We start from the raw sequence: 17,215 nt of genomic DNA, 5'->3' as shown, positions 1-17,215 counted from the left end.
TTGCGCTCGGCATTTTCCTTCACCAAACAACTCGCCTTTACGCATCGCTGCCACGGCAGGACGCGAGACTGGTGCGGCTCAGCAATAGATAACTTCCCGCTGCTACCAGTGCGCCGGCAAAAATAGAGAAGTCATTGAGATGCGGCACGCCAGGCATAAAGGTGAAGATCAGAGAGATCAGCGCCGAGGGCACCAGCGCAATAAGCGCGCAGGGGTTGATGCCATTGCGATACCAGTAGTGCCCCTTCTCTCCCATTTGATAAAGGGAGTCGATATGAATCTTGCCGCGCTTGATGCGATAGAAGTCGCTCAAGATGATGCCGTAGATCGGGCCAATTACCGCAGCCAGCACGCCGACCGTATCCTGAATCAGTTCAGGAGAGGAAAACAGCTTCCACGGCATCAGGAAAACCGACCCAATCGCCGCAATAAAGCCGCCGGTCTTGAACGAGATCAAGCGTGGCGCGACGTTGGAAAAATCGAAGGCGGGCGAGACAAAGTTGGCAACAATATTGATGCCCATCGTGGTCGTTACAAAGGTAAGCGCCCCCAGCAGCGCCACATAGGTGTTATCGAGCCGTGAAACCGTTTCGATAGGGTCCGAGACCATCTCGCCGAATACCGGTAAGGTGGCTGACACCATCATCACCGAAGTCACCGCAAATACAATGAAATTGACCGGCAAACCCCAGAAATTACCGCGCTTGAGCGCTTCCTTGCTGCGACAATAGCGCCCGAAGTCACCGAAACTGAGCGCCGGAGCTGCGAAATAGCCCACCACCAGCGCAATGGCGACCAGGATTTGCCAATACTGCTGCCCCACTGACAACGACTGGTCATTCAGCGTAAAGCTGATACGCGACGGCCCCGCCTGCACAAACAGCCACGCTGCCAGCGCAAACATGGCCACATAGACCAGCGGGCCGCTCCAATCAATAAAGCGACGAATGCCTTCCATACCCTTCCAGAACACCATCGCCTGAAATGACCACAACAGCAGGAAACTCAGCCAGCCCAGCGCCGAAAGCCCCAGCCAGCTGCTGTACGTCAATTCCTGCATGGAAGGAAATGCACGCAACAGCACCACGGTCAGCGCGCTCGATGCAAGAAAGGTCTGGATACCAAACCAGACCAGCGCAATTACGCCGCGAATCAGCGCAGGAATATTGGCCCCCAGTACGCCGAAGGAGATGCGGCAAATCACCGGAAATGGCACCGCCGCCTGCTGTGAAGGAACGGCCATCAGGTTGGCAAAATACTGCACGATAAAAATGCCCACCACCAGCGCCAGCAATACCTGCCACCCCGCCAGCCCCAGCGAGAACAGACTCGCCGCCACCACGTAGCCACCCACGCTATGCACATCCGACATCCAGAAGGCGACGATATTGTATGCTCCCCAGCGCTGCTGGGTCGGGGCGAGATCACGGTTATAAAGACGGCGGCTATAGCCTGTGGGCACTGGGCTGGTGGCAGCAGCCATCGCACCGGGGGCCGCCATTTCACTCACCGGCGCTTGTGGGCCATTGCGCTGGGCATCTTGCATGAATTCACTCCTTGTCAGGCCGGACGCTATTGAAAACAGCGCCGTTATGTAGTGATCCTCATACAATTGCCGTGCCAAATAATCTGGCCTGAATAGATATAAACGTCTGCGCCACCGCGATAATAAGAGAAGAAAAAGATATAGCGTGCGTTCCTGTCATATTTCCTTCATTAAGAAAATGCTAATCCCCAAACGTCAGGCTATTAACGCGCCGCATCCAGATCGCTTGGTCGCTGCGAAATGCACCAAAAGAGGGCGTATTGCGCCTCATCTGAGCAAACTTTTAGCACGCGCCCTCCTCGCGACGAGAGGCGCTTTACAGGGGGGAAGGAATGAAGCCTAATAAAATCAATGCGTCCCGTTACGGCACTTTTTTATAAGCGCCCGTTCAACGTCTTACGAGCCTAGCGCTATGCAAGTCAAAAACAGACGAGGAGGCGCTGCAAATAATCAATTCGGGCCTGTTTTTAACGCAATAGAGCCGACGCGCAGCAGAGGTTGAACAGGCTTTAAGGATCGGTGCGGTGTCGTTTCCCGCTCACCTTCGCAGGGCTAGCCAACGCTCTTCCATGAAAAGTGATTACGCCGCCAGTGCTGACGCCATAAATATTGAAGGTGATGCCCGAGGCTCTGGCGAAGGTTTGTTACAGGTTGATCAGAATCAATGAAACTGCACGTTATTAACCCCAATACCAGCGTCGCCATGAGCGAGAAGATCGCTCATGCGGCCCGCAATGCCAGTACCCGCACAGAGATCGTGATGCTGACCAACAGTGATGGCGCCGCGTCACTCGAAAGTCATTTTGAAGAAGCGCTCGCCGTGCCGGGCATGCTGTCACTGGTGGATCAAATTACCCATACAGGAGAAAGCAGTGGCATCGTTATCGCCTGCTTTGGTGATCCTGGCGTCGCTGCGGCGCGCGAGCTGGCCGATGTGCCGGTGGTCGGCATTGCAGAAGCCGCTATGCGCACCGCTGCCGCACTGGCTCGCCGCTTTTCGGTGGTCACCACCCTGGCTAGAACGCTGCCCATGGCCGAAGCCATTCTCGCCCATACCGGTCTGAACCATAGCTGTGCGCGGCTACGCGCCTGCGAGGTAGAGGTGAGCCGTCTGGAGCAGATGGAACCTGCCGTCTATCAGCAGTTGCTTGAAGAGTGCCAGCGCGCCGTGGCTGAAGATGATATTGATGCGCTGGTACTGGGCTGCGCGGGCATGGCGGATCTGAATCAGCGGCTTTCCCATGAGCTGGGTATTCCCGTGATTGACGGCGTGGCCGCTGCCATCCAGCAGCTCGAAGGGCTGGCCGCACTGGGATTGAAACCCGCCAAACGCGCAGACCGCGCCGCGCCTCCGCCCAAGCCCTTAAGCGGCCCTTACGCTTATCTTGCCCGTCATTAACTACGATCAGGCTTCCTGACTCCTTCCCTTACCCTTCATCAAAAGGACAAACACATGGCGTCGAGCACTACCCAATATCCCCGTGACATGCGCGGCTACGCAGGCCATCCGCCCCATGCACAGTGGCCCAACAACGCTAAAATCGCGGTACAGTTCGTGGTGAATGTCGAGGAAGGCAGCGAAAACAACGTGCTTCACGGCGATGCCGGCAGTGAAACCTTTCTCTCCGACATTATTGGCGCAGAGTCCTATAAAGATCGTCATATGAGCATGGAGTCGCTCTATGAATATGGCAGTCGCGCAGGCTTCTTCCGCATTATTCGAGAATTTGAAAAGCGCCAGCTACCGCTGTCAGCCTTCACCGTCGCGATGGCGCTGGAGCGCTGCCCTGAAATCGCCCAAACGCTGGTCGAGCGCGGCGACGAAATCGTCAGCCACGGCTATCGCTGGCTGCACTATCAGCACGTTGAACCGCATATCGAACAGCAGCATATGGAACAGGCGCTGCGCATTTTCAAAGAGATCACCGGCAGCACGCCGCTCGGCTGGTATACCGGCAGGGATAGCCCCAACACACGGCGGCTGGTGGTGGAAAACGGCAGTTTTCTTTACGACAGCGACTACTACGGCGACGATCTGCCGCTATGGACTGAAGTAACGGTAGCCGATGGCAGCACGGTGCCGCATCTGGTGGTGCCTTACACGCTGGATGTTAACGACATGAAGTTTGCCAGCCCCGGCGGCTTTAACTGCGGCGATCAGTTCTTCAGCTACCTGCGCGATGCCTTCGACGTGCTGTACGCCGAAGGTGACGAAGCGCCCAAAATGATGTCGATCGGCCTGCACCCGCGCCTGATTGGTCGCCCCGGGCGCTTTCGTGCGTTACAGCGCTTTCTCGACCATATCGAAGCGCATGACCGAGTGTGGGTCTGCAAACGCGCCGATATTGCGCGCCACTGGATCGAACACCACCCCTTCTCACGCGGCTAATATGCCCATCATGCACTAATACTGGGCATCCAGCTCAAGCAATGAGCGATCATTTCCAGGTGGGGCGATCAGCGATACGCCCCACGGGGCAGCGTGCTGGGTGAGCCACGGCAGCGCCAGTGCTGGCGCCCCCCACAATCCTGCCAGGGCGGTCATGCCCATCAGCTTCTCGCGGTACTCCGCCAGTTCCGCCGGAGCCAGCTCCAGCAGTGGCGAGGCTCCCGGCGTGCTGGGCAGACACAGCAGCGTTTCAGCATCGCTGGTCAGCTCATTGAGCCACGCCACCACCTCATCAGCCTGCGCCTGCGCTTCAGTTTCCTGCTGCGCATCCAGGGTTGAACTCCACGCTAAACGTTTCTGGATATCCGCCGCGAAACGTGGCGATGTCTGAGTGATCCAGTCACCATGCAAGCGCCACAACTGCCGTCCCTGCAATACACGAAAGGCTTCGCTGGCTCGCGCCATGGTCACGGTACTCAGGCTTAGCGTGGTGCAGGTGAGACCTGATTGCTCAAGTTTGCCTTCCAATAGCGGTTGCGGCACATCAACGCCTTCGGGCAGCAGTATGATCGCGTTCTTGAAAGCATGCTGCGGCTGCGGCGGTAACAGCACCTGCGCTGCGCGCTTTAACAGCTCGAAGGAAGGGCACAATAGCCCTGCCGTATCGAAGCCGGGTGCCAGCCCCACCGCACCTTCCAGAGAAATGGCTCCCCAGGTTGGGCGCAGGCCATAAAGCCCACAATAGCTGGCCGGCACACGAATCGACCCACCGGTATCGGTGCCTAACCCAATCTCAGATTCACCCATCGCAACCGCCACTGCCGAGCCGGAGCTGGAGCCGCCCGGCAAGCGTTGCGGAGCACGCGGATTGACCGGTGTGCCGTAGTGAACGTTGGCACCGTTCAGGCTGTAGGCCAATTCATCGGTGTGCGTTTTACCTGCCACCGTGGCTCCCGCCGCCAAGAGCGCCTTTACTGCCGCGGCGCTCTCGGTAGGCACCTCGTGAGTGCGACGCCAATCCGGATTGCCGCATCCGGTCGCCACACCGGCGATATCGAACAGATCCTTGACCGCCACCCGCAGCGAATGAAGCGGCCCCTGTGCGGCCCCTTCAATATTCAGGGCAGGTGCTGCCCATACGGCGCTATCCCACTGGCTCATGTCATCTCCTGGCGTTTTAATGGTTGTTTTCCAGTTCATCCAACGACGTATACATATCGTTAATATCCGCAATGCGCGTTCGCCCGGCACGCATCTGGCGGTGCAGCACCCCATTGGCGACCACACTGACCACACTCATCGCAGCCGCATAGGAGTCGAATGCCGACACGCTATCCACCGCCAGCTCAACAAAGCAGGAAACCCGTGCGGCATAGCCACGCGCCGTACCGTCAGCCAGCAACAGTACCTCAGCGGGGGATTGCTCAAGCTGGGCCATAAGGCGCGCGAAGAACGCCGGGCGCCGCCGAATGCCCACAACAACAACGAGATCATCGGCCGCCAGGCCAGATAACTCTTCGCCGAGCACCTGCCCCGGCTGAGGCAGCGCAGTAACATTGGGGCGGCACTGAATAAGCTGCTGGCGCAGGTGCAGCGCCACCGCATAGCTATTGCGAAAGCCAATCACCTTGATATGGCGCGCGTTCTCAAGCAGTTGCACCACTTCATCAAACTTGCCATCCGCCAGCGAATGCAGCGAGCGCGTCAGGTTTTTCTGCTCACGGGCGAGATGCGCGACAAAACCGTGCGGCGCATCCTGGTCTGCCGCCGCGTTAGCCAGCGGCACCCCTTGGCTGCGCAGTTCGCGAGCGTGAGCCTTTACTTCCCGAGCGTTGGCAAAGCCCAGTTGCTTGAACAGCCGCGTTACGGTCGCCTTGGAGACATTGGCAAGGTTCGCCAGCTCGGTACTGTTGTACACCGCGAGATCATCGAAATGATCCAGAATGATGTCAGCGACCCGCTGCTCCTGCTGAGTCAGCTCGCTATAACAGCGGTTGATACGCTGCCCGATATGGGGCATTGGCTAAATCCTCGCTCACCCTATGGAAGTCACGGTTGAGGCCACCCATGGCCCCGCGCGCTGACACTACCCCATCGCTGCGCTGAACGCATCAGGTCCGCGCGGCGTACCGCTCGGCCAGCACCAGCACACTGTGCTCCAGTGCATCAATCGCGATGCTGACATCCTCTTCGGTCACGGCTTCCGCGGGGTGATGGCTGATGCCCTTTTCGCAGCGCACAAACATCATGCCGACATCGGTCAGCTTGCCAATTGCCATGGCATCGTGGCCCGCCCCGCTGAACAGAAAGCGCGGCTGCTCATCGCCGCTGCGCCGAATGCCTTCCGCAATTGCCTGCTGAAGGCTTTCACTGCACGCCTGTGCAGAAGCGCGATGGGTTTCCTCAATCGACAGCGTAACGCCGCGTTCCGTTGCAATGTGCTCAAGACGCGCCACGATGCTATCCCACACTTCATCGCGCTGAGCATCACGCTCGCTGCGAATATCAATACTGAAGGTTGCCTCGCCGGGGATCACATTAACCGCGCCGGGGCGTACCGCCATCTGCCCAACGGTCGCCACACATTCACCCTGCTGCGCCAACGCCTCCACCGCCAGCACCATCTGGCTGGCAGCGCACAGCGCATCGTGGCGCAAGGTATAAGGCGTGGTGCCCGCATGTCCCGCCTGGCCGCTAACGCCAAGCTGAAAACGTCGTGCTCCGGCAATCGCCGTCACTACTCCCAGCGCGCGCTGTTCTGCTTCAAGCACCGGCCCCTGTTCAATATGCACTTCCAGATAGCCAAGCAGATCGCTGGCCTTGCGAGCAGCCGTCTGAATGGCAGCAGGGTCGAGGCCATAATCCAAAAATGCCTGACGCAGGCTCACGCCAGCGCTGTCTTCAAGCTCCCACCACTGGGGTTCCCAGTGACCGGCAAACGCGAAGCTGCCGAACAGCGCCGTACCGAAGCGGGTGCCCTCTTCGTCACCGAACCCGACCACTTCCAGCGCAAAGGGCAGCGGCTGCTGACGACACTTGAAGCGCTCCACCACGCACAATGCAACCATCACGCCCAATATCCCGTCGTAACGGCCTGCGTTGGGCACGGTATCCAGATGCGATCCCAGCACCACGGCGGGCAGCCCAGGCTCAGCACCTTCCAGGCGCGTACAGAAATTACCCGCCGCATCTTCCCAGCAGGTCAGCTCCGCTTGCTGCGCCCACTCGGCTACCAACTGATTGCAGGCACGATGTTCGGCAGAGAGATAAACGCGCTCAATGCCTTCTTCTGAACAAGAGAGTTTCGCTAGCTGGTCACAGCGATCGAGTACAGTCACCGCATCACTCTTCATTGCCCTGCCTCCAGAAATTCCAGCGCGGCGCCAGTACCGCTGCCGCCAGTTACCTTCACACCAGCGCGGCGCAGCACCTGCTCCAGCGCAGACAGCGTTGTTAGCACCGTATCGCGGCGTGCGTTGTAGCCCATGGTGCCGATGCGCCAGATCTTGCCGTGCAGCGGCCCGAAGGAGGTGCCGATCTCGATGGCATAGTCATTCAGCAGCGCGGCTCGCACCTCCTCGCCGTTCACTCCGTCAGGAATATAGACCCCCACCACGTTATTCATGCGGTGTGCGGTATCTCCGAAGACCTTCAGCCCCAGCGCCTGCACACCGGCCAGCATGGCACCGCCATAGCGCTGGTGACGCGCCACGGCATTGTCCATGCCTTCAGCGACCAAAATGCGCGCACATTCATGAGCGGCATAGAGCATGCTGGTGGCTTCGGTGTGATGATTCAGACGCTTTTCGCTCCAGTAGTCGAGCACCATGGCAAGATCGAAGTAATTGGAGCGAATGCGCTCGGCAGCACTGAGTTCATCCCCGGCACCGGCAAGCCCCGCCTCTACACTGGAGCGCTGATGAATGACTTCCACAGCGCGTGGCGACAGCGAAATAGGCGAACTGCCAGCAGGCCCCGCCAGACATTTCTGCAAGCCAGCGGTAGCCACATCCACCTGCCACTTGTCCATCGGGAAGGTGTTGCCTGCCAACGATGCCGTAACATCGGTATAAAACAGCACGCCATAGCGACGGCAAATGTCACCGATATCCTCAAGCGGCTGACACAGGGTGGTGGAGGTATCGCCGTGCACAAGAGCAAGCACGGCAGGTTCACACTCCTTGATCGCTTCCTCAATCTGCTCGGCAGCAAATACGCTGCCCCACTCGACTTCCCGCGTAATCACCGTCGCCTGGCAGCGTTCGGCGATCTCCTTCAGCAAGTGGCCGAAACGCCCGAAAATCGGCACCAGTACCTTGTCACCAGGACGTATCAGCGACACCAGCGCCGCTTCGATCCCTGCGCGGGAGGTTCCATCAATCAAAAGCGTGGCATCGTTGCGAGTATCGAAAACACCGCGATACAGCGCCATGGTCTCATTCATGTAGCCGGTCATGACCGGATCATATTGACCGATAAGCGGTGCCGACATGGCACGCAATACACGAGGATCAGCATTGATGGGGCCAGGGCCCATCAGTAGTCGGTGCGGAGGGGTAACAGCAGCGGGTGTCATAGGATGTGGGCTCCAAAGCCTGGAAGATAATCAGCGTTGTTATGATTGGTTTTGTTTCAATATATACACTCAAGAAACAGTTGTTTCAAACCGTTCGAGTTGAACAGACCGATATTGAGCGTCAGTCAGGCATGCGGCTCGTGGCCTTCATTCGATCAGAAACACACGATCAGAAAAGAGCAGGTGTTGTATAGGCAAGGGCCATGGGCAGGGCACTGTCGGCATCTGGCGATGGCATTCTTATGATTTTCTCGCCTTGAATTTCCATTCATGCAACCAGAATATCCCTGAAATTCCGACTGAATGAAAGGGCGACCTTATGGCATCTCACTATCACACGCGAGCCTGGCTCTGGCAGCACGGCACTACTCCAGCGGAGTTAACGCTACAAACCCTGGACGTGCCAACGCTGGAACCCCATCAAGTGCTGGTGGAAAACGCATATATCGGGCTTAACCCCGTTGACTGGAAAGTGCTGGAAATGCCTGAGGCCCTTGGCGCTAGTACCGGTATGGTGCCGGGGCTGGATGGCGCTGGCACGATTGTGGCGGTGGGCGAGCAGGTAGACAGCCGCCTGATGGGACAACGAGTGGCCTACCACACCGGTTTAGGCAGCAGGATCGGAAGTTTCGCCACGCTAACGCCCGTTGATGCGCGCGCCACCATAACCGTACCCGATACCCTCGGTCTGGATGTCGCCGCGAGCCTTCCTTGCCCCGCATTGACCGCGTGGAGCGCCCTCGACAAAGTGCCCAAACGCACAGGGGCCAAACTGCTGATATCCGGAGCCGGCGGAGGTGTTGGCCGCTATCTGGTGCAAATGGCGGCTGCCAGCGGCTATCTTGTCACGACGTTGAGCCACCCGCGCCACTGGCAGCGCCTCAAGCAACAGGGCGCCACTACCACTCTGGAGTCACTGCATAAGCACGAGCAGTGGCAAGGCGAGCGTGACTACTATGCTGTCGTGGATACTGTTGCGCCGGAGAACGCCCTCGCGCTCACCGACGCACTCGGTGCCAACGGTCACATCGTCACCATTCTTGGACGCCTCCCCGAGTGGCCCAGCGCCCCCTTCAGACGCTGTATTTCCATGCATGAAGTAGCTCTAGGAGCACTGCATGTCTATGGCAGCGACGCAGACTGGAAACGCTTGAGCGATGCGGGTCAGCAACTGTTCAATGACATTAGCGCGCAACGTATCGAACCCGAACCGCTGGTGGTCGATGACTTTGCCCACCTGCCCGCTCATCTTGAAGCGCTGAAAAATCGCGGCTTCAGCGGCAAGGCCCTGATTAAGGTGTAGTTTCCTGCCAGCCGCCGGTGACACAGCCTTTTCTCTTCAAGAATGCACTGGCGGTTGGTAAATCCCTTTATTACAGGAAGGATCGACTACGCGTTAGTCGCCCCATCCTTCCCTGTATTGTTCAGTCGCCGGTACTCCCCCCAACGGCACTTGCAGTCGGCGCTGTAATTCATTGGCAAGTTGTCGACACGCATCATTCAAGCGGTGCTCCGCGCGCAACAAGGCTATTTCCGTATCGGGCAGCGCGGGAAAACCACCGGTAACACCAGTATTATCCTCCACGACTCTCAACCCCTGCTCCAGCATGGTCGGCGTCATCACCGTCACTGCCAAACCAGCAGCAACGGCACGCGTCAGTCCGATCAAGCTACTGCTCTCGTAGGCAATACGCCACGCTATACCCGCCGCATCCAACGCTGCGATGGCACGCTCTCGAAAAATACAGGTTCCTTCTGCTGCAAGTGCTAACGGCAATGGTTTATCCAGCTGGATCGCAAAGCCCTGAGCCCCCACCCAAATGGTTTTTTCACGCAGCAGCACTTCGCCCCCGGGCGTAAAGGGCTGGCGGGTAATGATGGCTAAATCAAGATGGCCGCGGCTGATTTTCTGAACGAGATCAACGCTGAGTGCGCACTTCACTTCCAGCTCGACATCAGGAAAGCGGGCCTCAAAATGTGCCAGTACGCGTGGCAGATAAACAAGATAATCATCGGGAATACCCAGCCGAATCACACCATCCAGGCGCTGCTCTTGAATATCCAGCCATGCCAGTGCGCTCTGCTTCAGCATTTGCCGCGCATGCATCAGTAGCCGCTCTCCCGCAGGGGTAGGGCGCGGTATGCGTGTGCCCCGAATCAGCAACGCGTGCCCCAGCTGCTCTTCCAGACGCTTTATGTGCGCACTCATGGTGGACTGCGCGAGATTCAATGCATTGCCTGCCGCACTAAAGCCTTCGTTATCAATAACGGATACATAGGAATTCAACAGAATAAGATCCAGAGGACGCTGCACAGGCTTCATTTGCTATCACGAATCATAATGGATTAATCATAAAACTTCGTTTTTATGCTAGACCACGCGCTTGTAGAGTGTCCATCGCTATCTTTTTTGATAATCAGCGCCGCAGACACGTATCAACCAACGCTGTTATGCGGCCAGCAACAGAAGGTATTGACCATGGGCAATGTGATTGCATACGGCGTATTACACGCCATTCCTCTGGCAGCCGTGGCCTATGCGGCGCTGATTATTGTGCTGGTCAAACGCGAAGCTGCTCAACAAGCCGTTTCCTGACTGACGCGCCTACCGCAGGGGAAGTGAGTGTAGCGGTACAGGATCTCACTATAGGTACATGGCGACCGCCAATGATCACCATTGTCCGCGCCACACTGGCCGCGGCATGACAGCCCATGCGCCGCTACTCACGGCACGACTCGCTCACTTTCCAGAGCAGTGCCCATATCATCCGTTGCTCACAATGGCCTCCACACGGTAAGTCGCTTTTCCATTGTCCAGCGCGTTTGCAGATGGAGCGCGCCGCTACGCTACTTTCACACGTCGCGCCTCCACTCGCGGTACGAATCAGTCTCGTTATTACTGAATATAGCGTGATGTGAGCCTGTTTTTATTTCACTGAATGATTGGATATTTCGATGGTTTCTTTCGCCCATGAGTCAGAGACACCGCTCTCTCACTCTCCTGTTCAGTCGCTTGATGACATCACCATCATTGAACACGATACCCATAGGCGCTCGGTACGCGCTGCGGCACTTGGCAATGTGATGGAGTGGTTTGATTTCGGTGTATACAGCTATCTGGCAGCGACGATCGGGCAGGTATTTTTCTCCGGCGCCAGCCATTCACTGCAACTGATTGCCGCATTCGGCACCTTTGCGGCAGCCTTTTTGGTCCGCCCCATCGGCGGCATGGTATTCGGGCCACTGGGCGATGTTATTGGCCGTCAGAAAGTGCTATCGCTGACCATGATAATGATGTCGATCGCCACCTTTTGCCTTGGCCTGATCCCCTCCTATGCCAGCATCGGTGTCGCGGCCCCATTGCTGCTATTGCTGGTGCGCCTGGTTCAGGGATTCTCGACAGGCGGCGAATATGGCGGTGCAGCCACGTTTATTGCGGAATACTCAACCGACAAAAAACGCGGCTACGCTGGCAGCTTTCTTGAGCTTGGCACTATTACCGGGTACTTGCTGGGAGCGCTGGTGGTCAGTCTGCTGAGCTTTTTGCTCTCTGAACAGGCGATGCACGATTGGGGCTGGCGTATCCCCTTCTTCGTGTCGGCGCCGCTCGGCATTTTCGGCCTCTATATACGACTGAAGCTGGAAGAGACACCCGCCTTCCGTGCCCATCTGGAAAAGCAGCAACAGCTGGAAAGGGAAAAACCCGCCACCAATATGCTGATACTGCTGAAGGAGCAGCTTGGGCCACTAATGCAATGTGTTGGCCTGGTACTGCTGTTCAACGTTTCCAACTACATGCTGACCGCTTACATGCCCAGCTATCTGGAGGAGACACTGGGGCTGGGCAACCATGCCAGTCTGTTGCTGATCATTATGCTGATGTTCGTGATGCTGCCTCTCACTGTCATGTGGGGGCGTCTGACCGACAGTATTGGTCGGCGACCGGTACTGGCATTCGGTGCACTAGGACTGGTGGTACTCGCCTACCCCGCCTTCCTGCTGCTGAGCAGCAACGCCATGTGGCTGGTATTTCTGGGACTGGTCATACTCGGCATATTCCATAGCTGCTTCAGCGGCACTACACCCTCAGCGCTACCGGCACTATTCCCGACCCATATTCGCTATAGCGCACTGGCTATCGGCTTTAACCTCTCGGTGTCGATATTTGGCGGCACCACGCCGCTTATCAACTCATGGCTGGTGGAAGCAACGGGTAATTCCATGGTGCCCGCCTTCTATATGATTGCCACCGGCCTGATTGGATTGGTTACGGTATGGAGCGTGAAGGAGAGCGCCAGAAAACCGCTTGAGGGATCACAGCCAGCGGTGGGCTCCAAGGATGAAGCGCACAAACTTCTGGCAGCCTTGAAAGGTCATGAGCGGCAACAACATGCACCAGCCCGCTAATCACCGATAACGTGGCTCATTAGTTTCAAAAATCACCGCTACCGCACGTTAAGGCGTCATAGCGGTGATTTTTGTCGGGTAATACATGATTGGTTGTATTGTCTATATTTGGAATTCAGGCGATTACCATCCGGTCAGCTCAGCACCGTAGACCATCTCGACACATGCTAGAATTGCGGTACTACTGATCCAAATTCCGGTATGGCAGGCTTGACGCTATACCAAGAGGGATATCTACTTCCTTCAGAATATCGCTGTCCATCATCCCTTGTTCTCTCGACCGCGCTGCGTCCAGGTTTGTCAGCATCTCCATTGCCCCCTGATGAAGTGCCTACTCTACCAACTACTCGACCAGCATGGGAGCGAGCGACAACCCCCGGATCTGGTAGGGGTACTCCCCCCCCAGTACCATCCGAGGGAATCGAGCCGGTATGGCCTGTGTTGTCCTGTGAAGTTGCTTTATTTGTTCCTGGCGGATTGCTCCCCCAACGTCGATTGCCTTGCTTCCCGCTGTTGGGCGCTGGCCTGGCTCCTGCGCGCCCATTCCGATCAGCTTCTTCACGCTTTCTTGTAATGCCATCATCGCGTTGTTCCTCTGGTGCGAACCACCAATTCCCTTGTTTTTTATATGGTCATTTACTTGAGCAAGCCTGAGTCTTTATACTCGGCGCCCACCAATGACCATCTATCCATGCCTATCTCCCTTTCGCCACATCCGGGGCAGACGATCCGTATTACGGGGCCAGCATCAGCAATGAATGAACGCATCAGGGCGCGGCCTCTTCGCATTACGGCATGCTTGAGTGCCCTTACCGTTGGCACGCTGTCGCAGAATACCAATGCTGCAGAAAACGCCTACCGGCTGCCTACGCAGGTGGTCAGTGCCAAAACAATGGACGAGGAGCAACAGGCGCTTTACCGCGCCTTTCATCCTGATCAGGCAGATCTTGGGATTCTGGGCACGCAGCGCCTGCTGGAGACGCCGTTTTCTGTCAACGTGCTGGATAGCAGTCTGATCACTCGTCTGGGCGTTCATGACACTGGCGATGCGTTGAAGTACTTCCCTTCGACGCAGATGGAAATTCGTAGCGGCGACGGCATTGGCAGGCCGCAGTCACGCGGTTTTGAGGGCGGAGTGGTCGAGAACATCCATCAGGATGGCTTTAACATCGTGGCGACCACCCCGATTCCTGCCGAAATGTACGACCGTCTGGAAGTAATCAATAGCTTGACCGGCCCTCAGTATGGCGCCGCCAACCCCGCAGGGAACTTCAACTACTACACCAAGCGCCCCACCCGCGATTACCGGAATACCTACTCCTTCGGTATCACCCAGCATGGGCGCGTCATGAATAGCCTGGATCTGAGTGGTACGCCTTCCCGCTATATAGGTTATCGCGTTAATTTGCTCTATGAAGATGGCAAGGGGGCGGCGCAGGATTCGCGCCTTCGACGCGCCCAGGGCAGCATTGATCTGGATATACATCCGCGTGACGGCACGGTAATCCAGCTCCACGATAGCGTTTATCACTGGAAAGGGATGGGGATGCCCGGCGGCTTCCAGGGGTACACCACCTATGGATTGCCTTCTGCGATGGATGCACGGCGACGCGGTTACGGACAGAAATACGCGGGCTCGGATAACCGCACCAATACCCAAAGCTTCAAAGTGCTTCAGGATCTTCCGGGGGATTGGAAACTGACAGCAGGGGTGCTTCATCAGGACGTTCATCGTGATACCAATAATGTCACCAACGTTTTAACGTCACCGGATCACTACCAGCAAAAGTATACACGCATCAATTCAAAGGCATGGCGGTTTGACGTTGTCAGCAACCTGATCAATCTCAATGGCAGCGTCGACACTGGCCCCATCAAGCATCATTTGTCATTCGGCACCAATGGCTTTACCTGGAAAACATACAACGGTGATGATCGAGGGTATGAAGGGCAGCAAGCCAATACAGTGATCGGTTCAGCGCCGATCAACTCTCCGAAAGCCTTTGATAAACCCGACACGCCCAGCCTGCCTCACTATAAATCGAGTACGGCCAGACAGCAGAACCTGATGATCGGCGATACGCTTGATTTCGGGCGTCACTATTCGCTGATGCTTAACGGCAGCCGCAACTTCTTCCATTACACGTCATGGAACAAGCAGGGGCACCGTACTGCCAACGATAGCGATCAAGGCAACAGCGGCACTATTGCTTTCATGTACAAGCCGACTGATTATCTAACGGCTTACAGTGCTTACAGCACATCGCTGGAAATAGGAGGTATCGCGCCTTCTGGAGCAACCAATGAATTTCAGATGCTGGCGCCCATTCGCAGCCATCAGCTCGAATTTGGTATTAAAAGCCACGTAGGCGACATTGATCTTAACGGCGCTGTTTTCAGAGTAACGCGTCCATTGGCCTATGTCGGCGATGATGGCACCTACGCTAACCAAGGCAAGCAGCGTAACTACGGAGTGGAGCTATGGGCTAACGGTAACGTGACCGATCAACTGCGCTTGATGGGAGGAGTCACCTACCTGAATGCCGAGCTACAGGAAGCTGCGGAAAAAGCGTCAGAGAACCAAAGAGTGGTGGGAGTACCGCGCTACCAGGCCAATCTGCTGGCCGAATATGACCTGACTCGGCTACGCGGGGTAACGCTGGTGGGCAATGTGCACTATGTGGGCAAGCGCGCAGGAGATCCTGCCAACACTACCTGGGCGGGCAGCTACACCACGATGGATGCCGGAGTTCGCTACGTTAATCCCAATGTGCTCGGGCATCGCGTAAGCGTCAACTTCATGGTCGATAACCTGACCAACGAGAACTACTGGGCAGGCATTTTCCCTGGTTCGATCTACGGCAACAGCAGCTCCAACTACACGGCATTTCTGGGCACACCGCGTACCGCAACGCTCACGGGGTCCGTATCGTTTTAACGACAACACTCGCTCTCTCCCCCGTTGGCAGGAGAAGAGAGCGAGTGTTGAGGCACATAGTGCGATACAGCCGCCCTGCCTGCATGTAGCAGGCAGGAGGATATTGAACGCTTAGTTCAGCGCTTCTTCGGGGCCGAAGAATTCGTACTGAGTCTGCTCTTCAGGCACGCCAAGTTCTTTGAGCGCTTTTTTGATAAACGCCATAAAAGGCTCTGGGCCGAGGAAATAGACATCGACATCGCGGTTTTCCGGCAGCCATGCTTCCAGCTGTCCCTTGTCGGGGCGGCCAACCGCGTCAGGCTGAGGAAGATCACTGGGCTGGCTCTCTTCATACACAACATGAAGCTGGAAGTTGGCATAGCGCTCACGCCACTCTTCAAGCGTGCTGCGGAAGGCATCGACGTTGGCATTACGTGCATAGTGAATGAACACCACCTTGCGCTGCCCGCGTTGCAGTTCTGCTTCTGCCATGCTGAGTGTAGGAGTGATACCAACGCCACCGCTGATTAGCACCAGTGGGCGTTGATCTTCATTCAACACAAACTCGCCCGCCGGCGGGAACAGATCAAGGGTATCGCCTTCATCAATATGGTCATGCAGATAATTGGATACTGCCCCTTCGCCTTCACGCTTGATGCTCACGCGCAGGCTGGCACCGTTGGGCGCCGAGGAGATCGAATAGTTGCGGCGGGTTTCCTTGCCGTCGATCACGATGCGCAGACCGATAAACTGCCCCGGCTGGAAATTGATGACCGGCTTGCCATCCACCGGCTCCAGATAAAACGAGGTAATTTCAGCGCTTTCAGGCACCTTGCGCACCACGCGGAAGGCGCGATCGCCTCGCCAGCCACCGGGAGCGGCCTCTAGTGCATCATATTTTTGTGCTTCAAGTCCGATCAGGATATCTGCCAACTGCTGATAGGCCGCCTTCCACGCCTCAATCACTTCATCGGTGGCCACCTCTTCGCCCAGGACATCGCGAATGGCCTGAAGCAGGCAGGTGCCTACGATGGGGTAGTGTTCCGGAAGCACCTGAAGTGCCACATGCTTGTTCACAATGGTGCCGACCAGGTGCGCGTCCAACTGATCCAGGTGATCAATATTCTTGGCGTATTGCAGTACCGAGTTGGCCAGCGCGCGAGGCTGGCGACCTGTGGCCTGATTGGTTTGATTGAACAAGGGGCGTACTTCGGGGTAGCCCTCCAGCATGATTTGGTAAAAATGCCTGGCGAGCGTTTCGCCACCGCTCTCCAGTAGAGGAACCGTAGACTTGACGATGTCACGCTGTTGCTCGGTCAACATATTGCGTCTCCATGAGTGGATTCACTCTAGATAAGGCATTTTGCGTGCCAATTTAAA

The 17,215-nt window shown here is 56.8% G+C and carries 12 protein-coding genes; 5 read left to right on the top strand and 7 right to left on the bottom strand.

Annotated elements, in window-relative coordinates:
- Positions 1-37: 37 nt before the first annotated feature.
- Positions 38-1,546: an NCS1 family nucleobase:cation symporter-1 gene (locus tag L881_RS0100485; protein WP_025731773.1), complete on the bottom strand. Its 1,509-nt coding sequence runs from the start codon at positions 1,544-1,546 to the stop codon at positions 38-40.
- Between the two features lie 664 nt (positions 1,547-2,210).
- Between L881_RS0100485 and L881_RS0100475 the strand changes: the two genes are divergently transcribed.
- Together L881_RS0100475 and puuE are read left to right on the top strand one after the other, a co-directional pair.
- A complete protein-coding gene (locus tag L881_RS0100475; RefSeq protein WP_025731772.1) occupies positions 2,211-2,945 on the top strand; it encodes an aspartate/glutamate racemase family protein in 735 nt (244 codons plus the stop codon).
- Between the two features lie 54 nt (positions 2,946-2,999).
- Positions 3,000-3,935, top strand: coding sequence for an allantoinase PuuE (gene puuE / locus L881_RS0100470; RefSeq protein ID WP_025731771.1), 936 nt, complete (start codon positions 3,000-3,002; stop codon positions 3,933-3,935).
- Between the two features lie 15 nt (positions 3,936-3,950).
- On the opposite strand, the gene L881_RS0100465 is transcribed toward puuE, so the two are convergent.
- The 4 genes from L881_RS0100465 to L881_RS0100450 all read right to left on the bottom strand — a co-directional run bounded on the left by L881_RS0100465 (position 3,951) and on the right by L881_RS0100450 (position 8,511).
- The gene (locus L881_RS0100465; protein ID WP_025731770.1) at positions 3,951-5,096 is read right to left on the bottom strand and encodes an amidase; all 1,146 of its coding nucleotides are present in this window, start codon (positions 5,094-5,096) and stop codon (positions 3,951-3,953) included.
- A 16-nt stretch (positions 5,097-5,112) separates the two neighbouring features.
- A complete protein-coding gene (locus L881_RS0100460; RefSeq protein ID WP_025731769.1) occupies positions 5,113-5,955 on the bottom strand; it encodes a MurR/RpiR family transcriptional regulator in 843 nt (280 codons plus the stop codon).
- Positions 5,956-6,046: 91 nt separating this feature from the next.
- Positions 6,047-7,288 (bottom strand): allantoate amidohydrolase, encoded by a 1,242-nt coding sequence (locus tag L881_RS0100455; RefSeq protein ID WP_025731768.1) that lies wholly within the window; start codon positions 7,286-7,288, stop codon positions 6,047-6,049.
- Positions 7,285-8,511 carry a pyridoxal-phosphate-dependent aminotransferase family protein gene (locus tag L881_RS0100450; protein ID WP_025731767.1) on the bottom strand — a complete coding sequence of 409 codons (1,227 nt, stop codon included), beginning with the start codon at positions 8,509-8,511 and terminating at the stop codon, positions 7,285-7,287. The genes L881_RS0100455 and L881_RS0100450 overlap by 4 nt, the downstream gene beginning before the upstream one ends.
- Positions 8,512-8,830: 319 nt before the next feature.
- Here L881_RS0100450 and L881_RS0100445 point away from each other — a divergent pair, with 319 nt between their 5' ends.
- On the top strand, positions 8,831-9,814 hold the full coding sequence (locus L881_RS0100445; RefSeq protein WP_025731766.1) for an alcohol dehydrogenase catalytic domain-containing protein: 984 nt from the start codon (positions 8,831-8,833) through the stop codon (positions 9,812-9,814).
- Positions 9,815-9,907: 93 nt separating this feature from the next.
- On the opposite strand, the gene L881_RS0100440 is transcribed toward L881_RS0100445, so the two are convergent.
- Complete coding sequence (locus L881_RS0100440; RefSeq protein ID WP_051464748.1) at positions 9,908-10,834, bottom strand: LysR substrate-binding domain-containing protein; 927 nt, start codon at positions 10,832-10,834, stop codon at positions 9,908-9,910.
- 632 nt (positions 10,835-11,466) lie between these two features.
- On the opposite strand from L881_RS0100440, the gene proP reads away from it, so the two are divergent.
- Both proP and L881_RS0100415 read left to right on the top strand, forming a co-directional pair.
- Positions 11,467-12,918: a glycine betaine/L-proline transporter ProP gene (gene proP, locus L881_RS0100430; RefSeq protein WP_156926455.1), complete on the top strand. Its 1,452-nt coding sequence runs from the start codon at positions 11,467-11,469 to the stop codon at positions 12,916-12,918.
- Between the two features lie 691 nt (positions 12,919-13,609).
- On the top strand, positions 13,610-15,856 hold the full coding sequence (locus tag L881_RS0100415; protein WP_169730590.1) for a TonB-dependent receptor: 2,247 nt from the start codon (positions 13,610-13,612) through the stop codon (positions 15,854-15,856).
- Positions 15,857-15,967: 111 nt separating this feature from the next.
- Here the strand turns inward: L881_RS0100415 and hmpA are convergent, their stop codons facing one another.
- A complete protein-coding gene (gene hmpA, locus L881_RS0100410) occupies positions 15,968-17,158 on the bottom strand; it encodes an NO-inducible flavohemoprotein (RefSeq protein WP_025731761.1) in 1,191 nt (396 codons plus the stop codon).
- Positions 17,159-17,215 lie beyond the last annotated feature (57 nt).

Source organism: Carnimonas nigrificans ATCC BAA-78 (assembly GCF_000526695.1).
GTDB lineage: Bacteria > Pseudomonadota > Gammaproteobacteria > Pseudomonadales > Halomonadaceae > Carnimonas > Carnimonas nigrificans.
The sequence above is the reverse complement of the archived record's forward strand: the minus strand, read 5'-3'. Positions and strand labels throughout refer to the sequence as shown.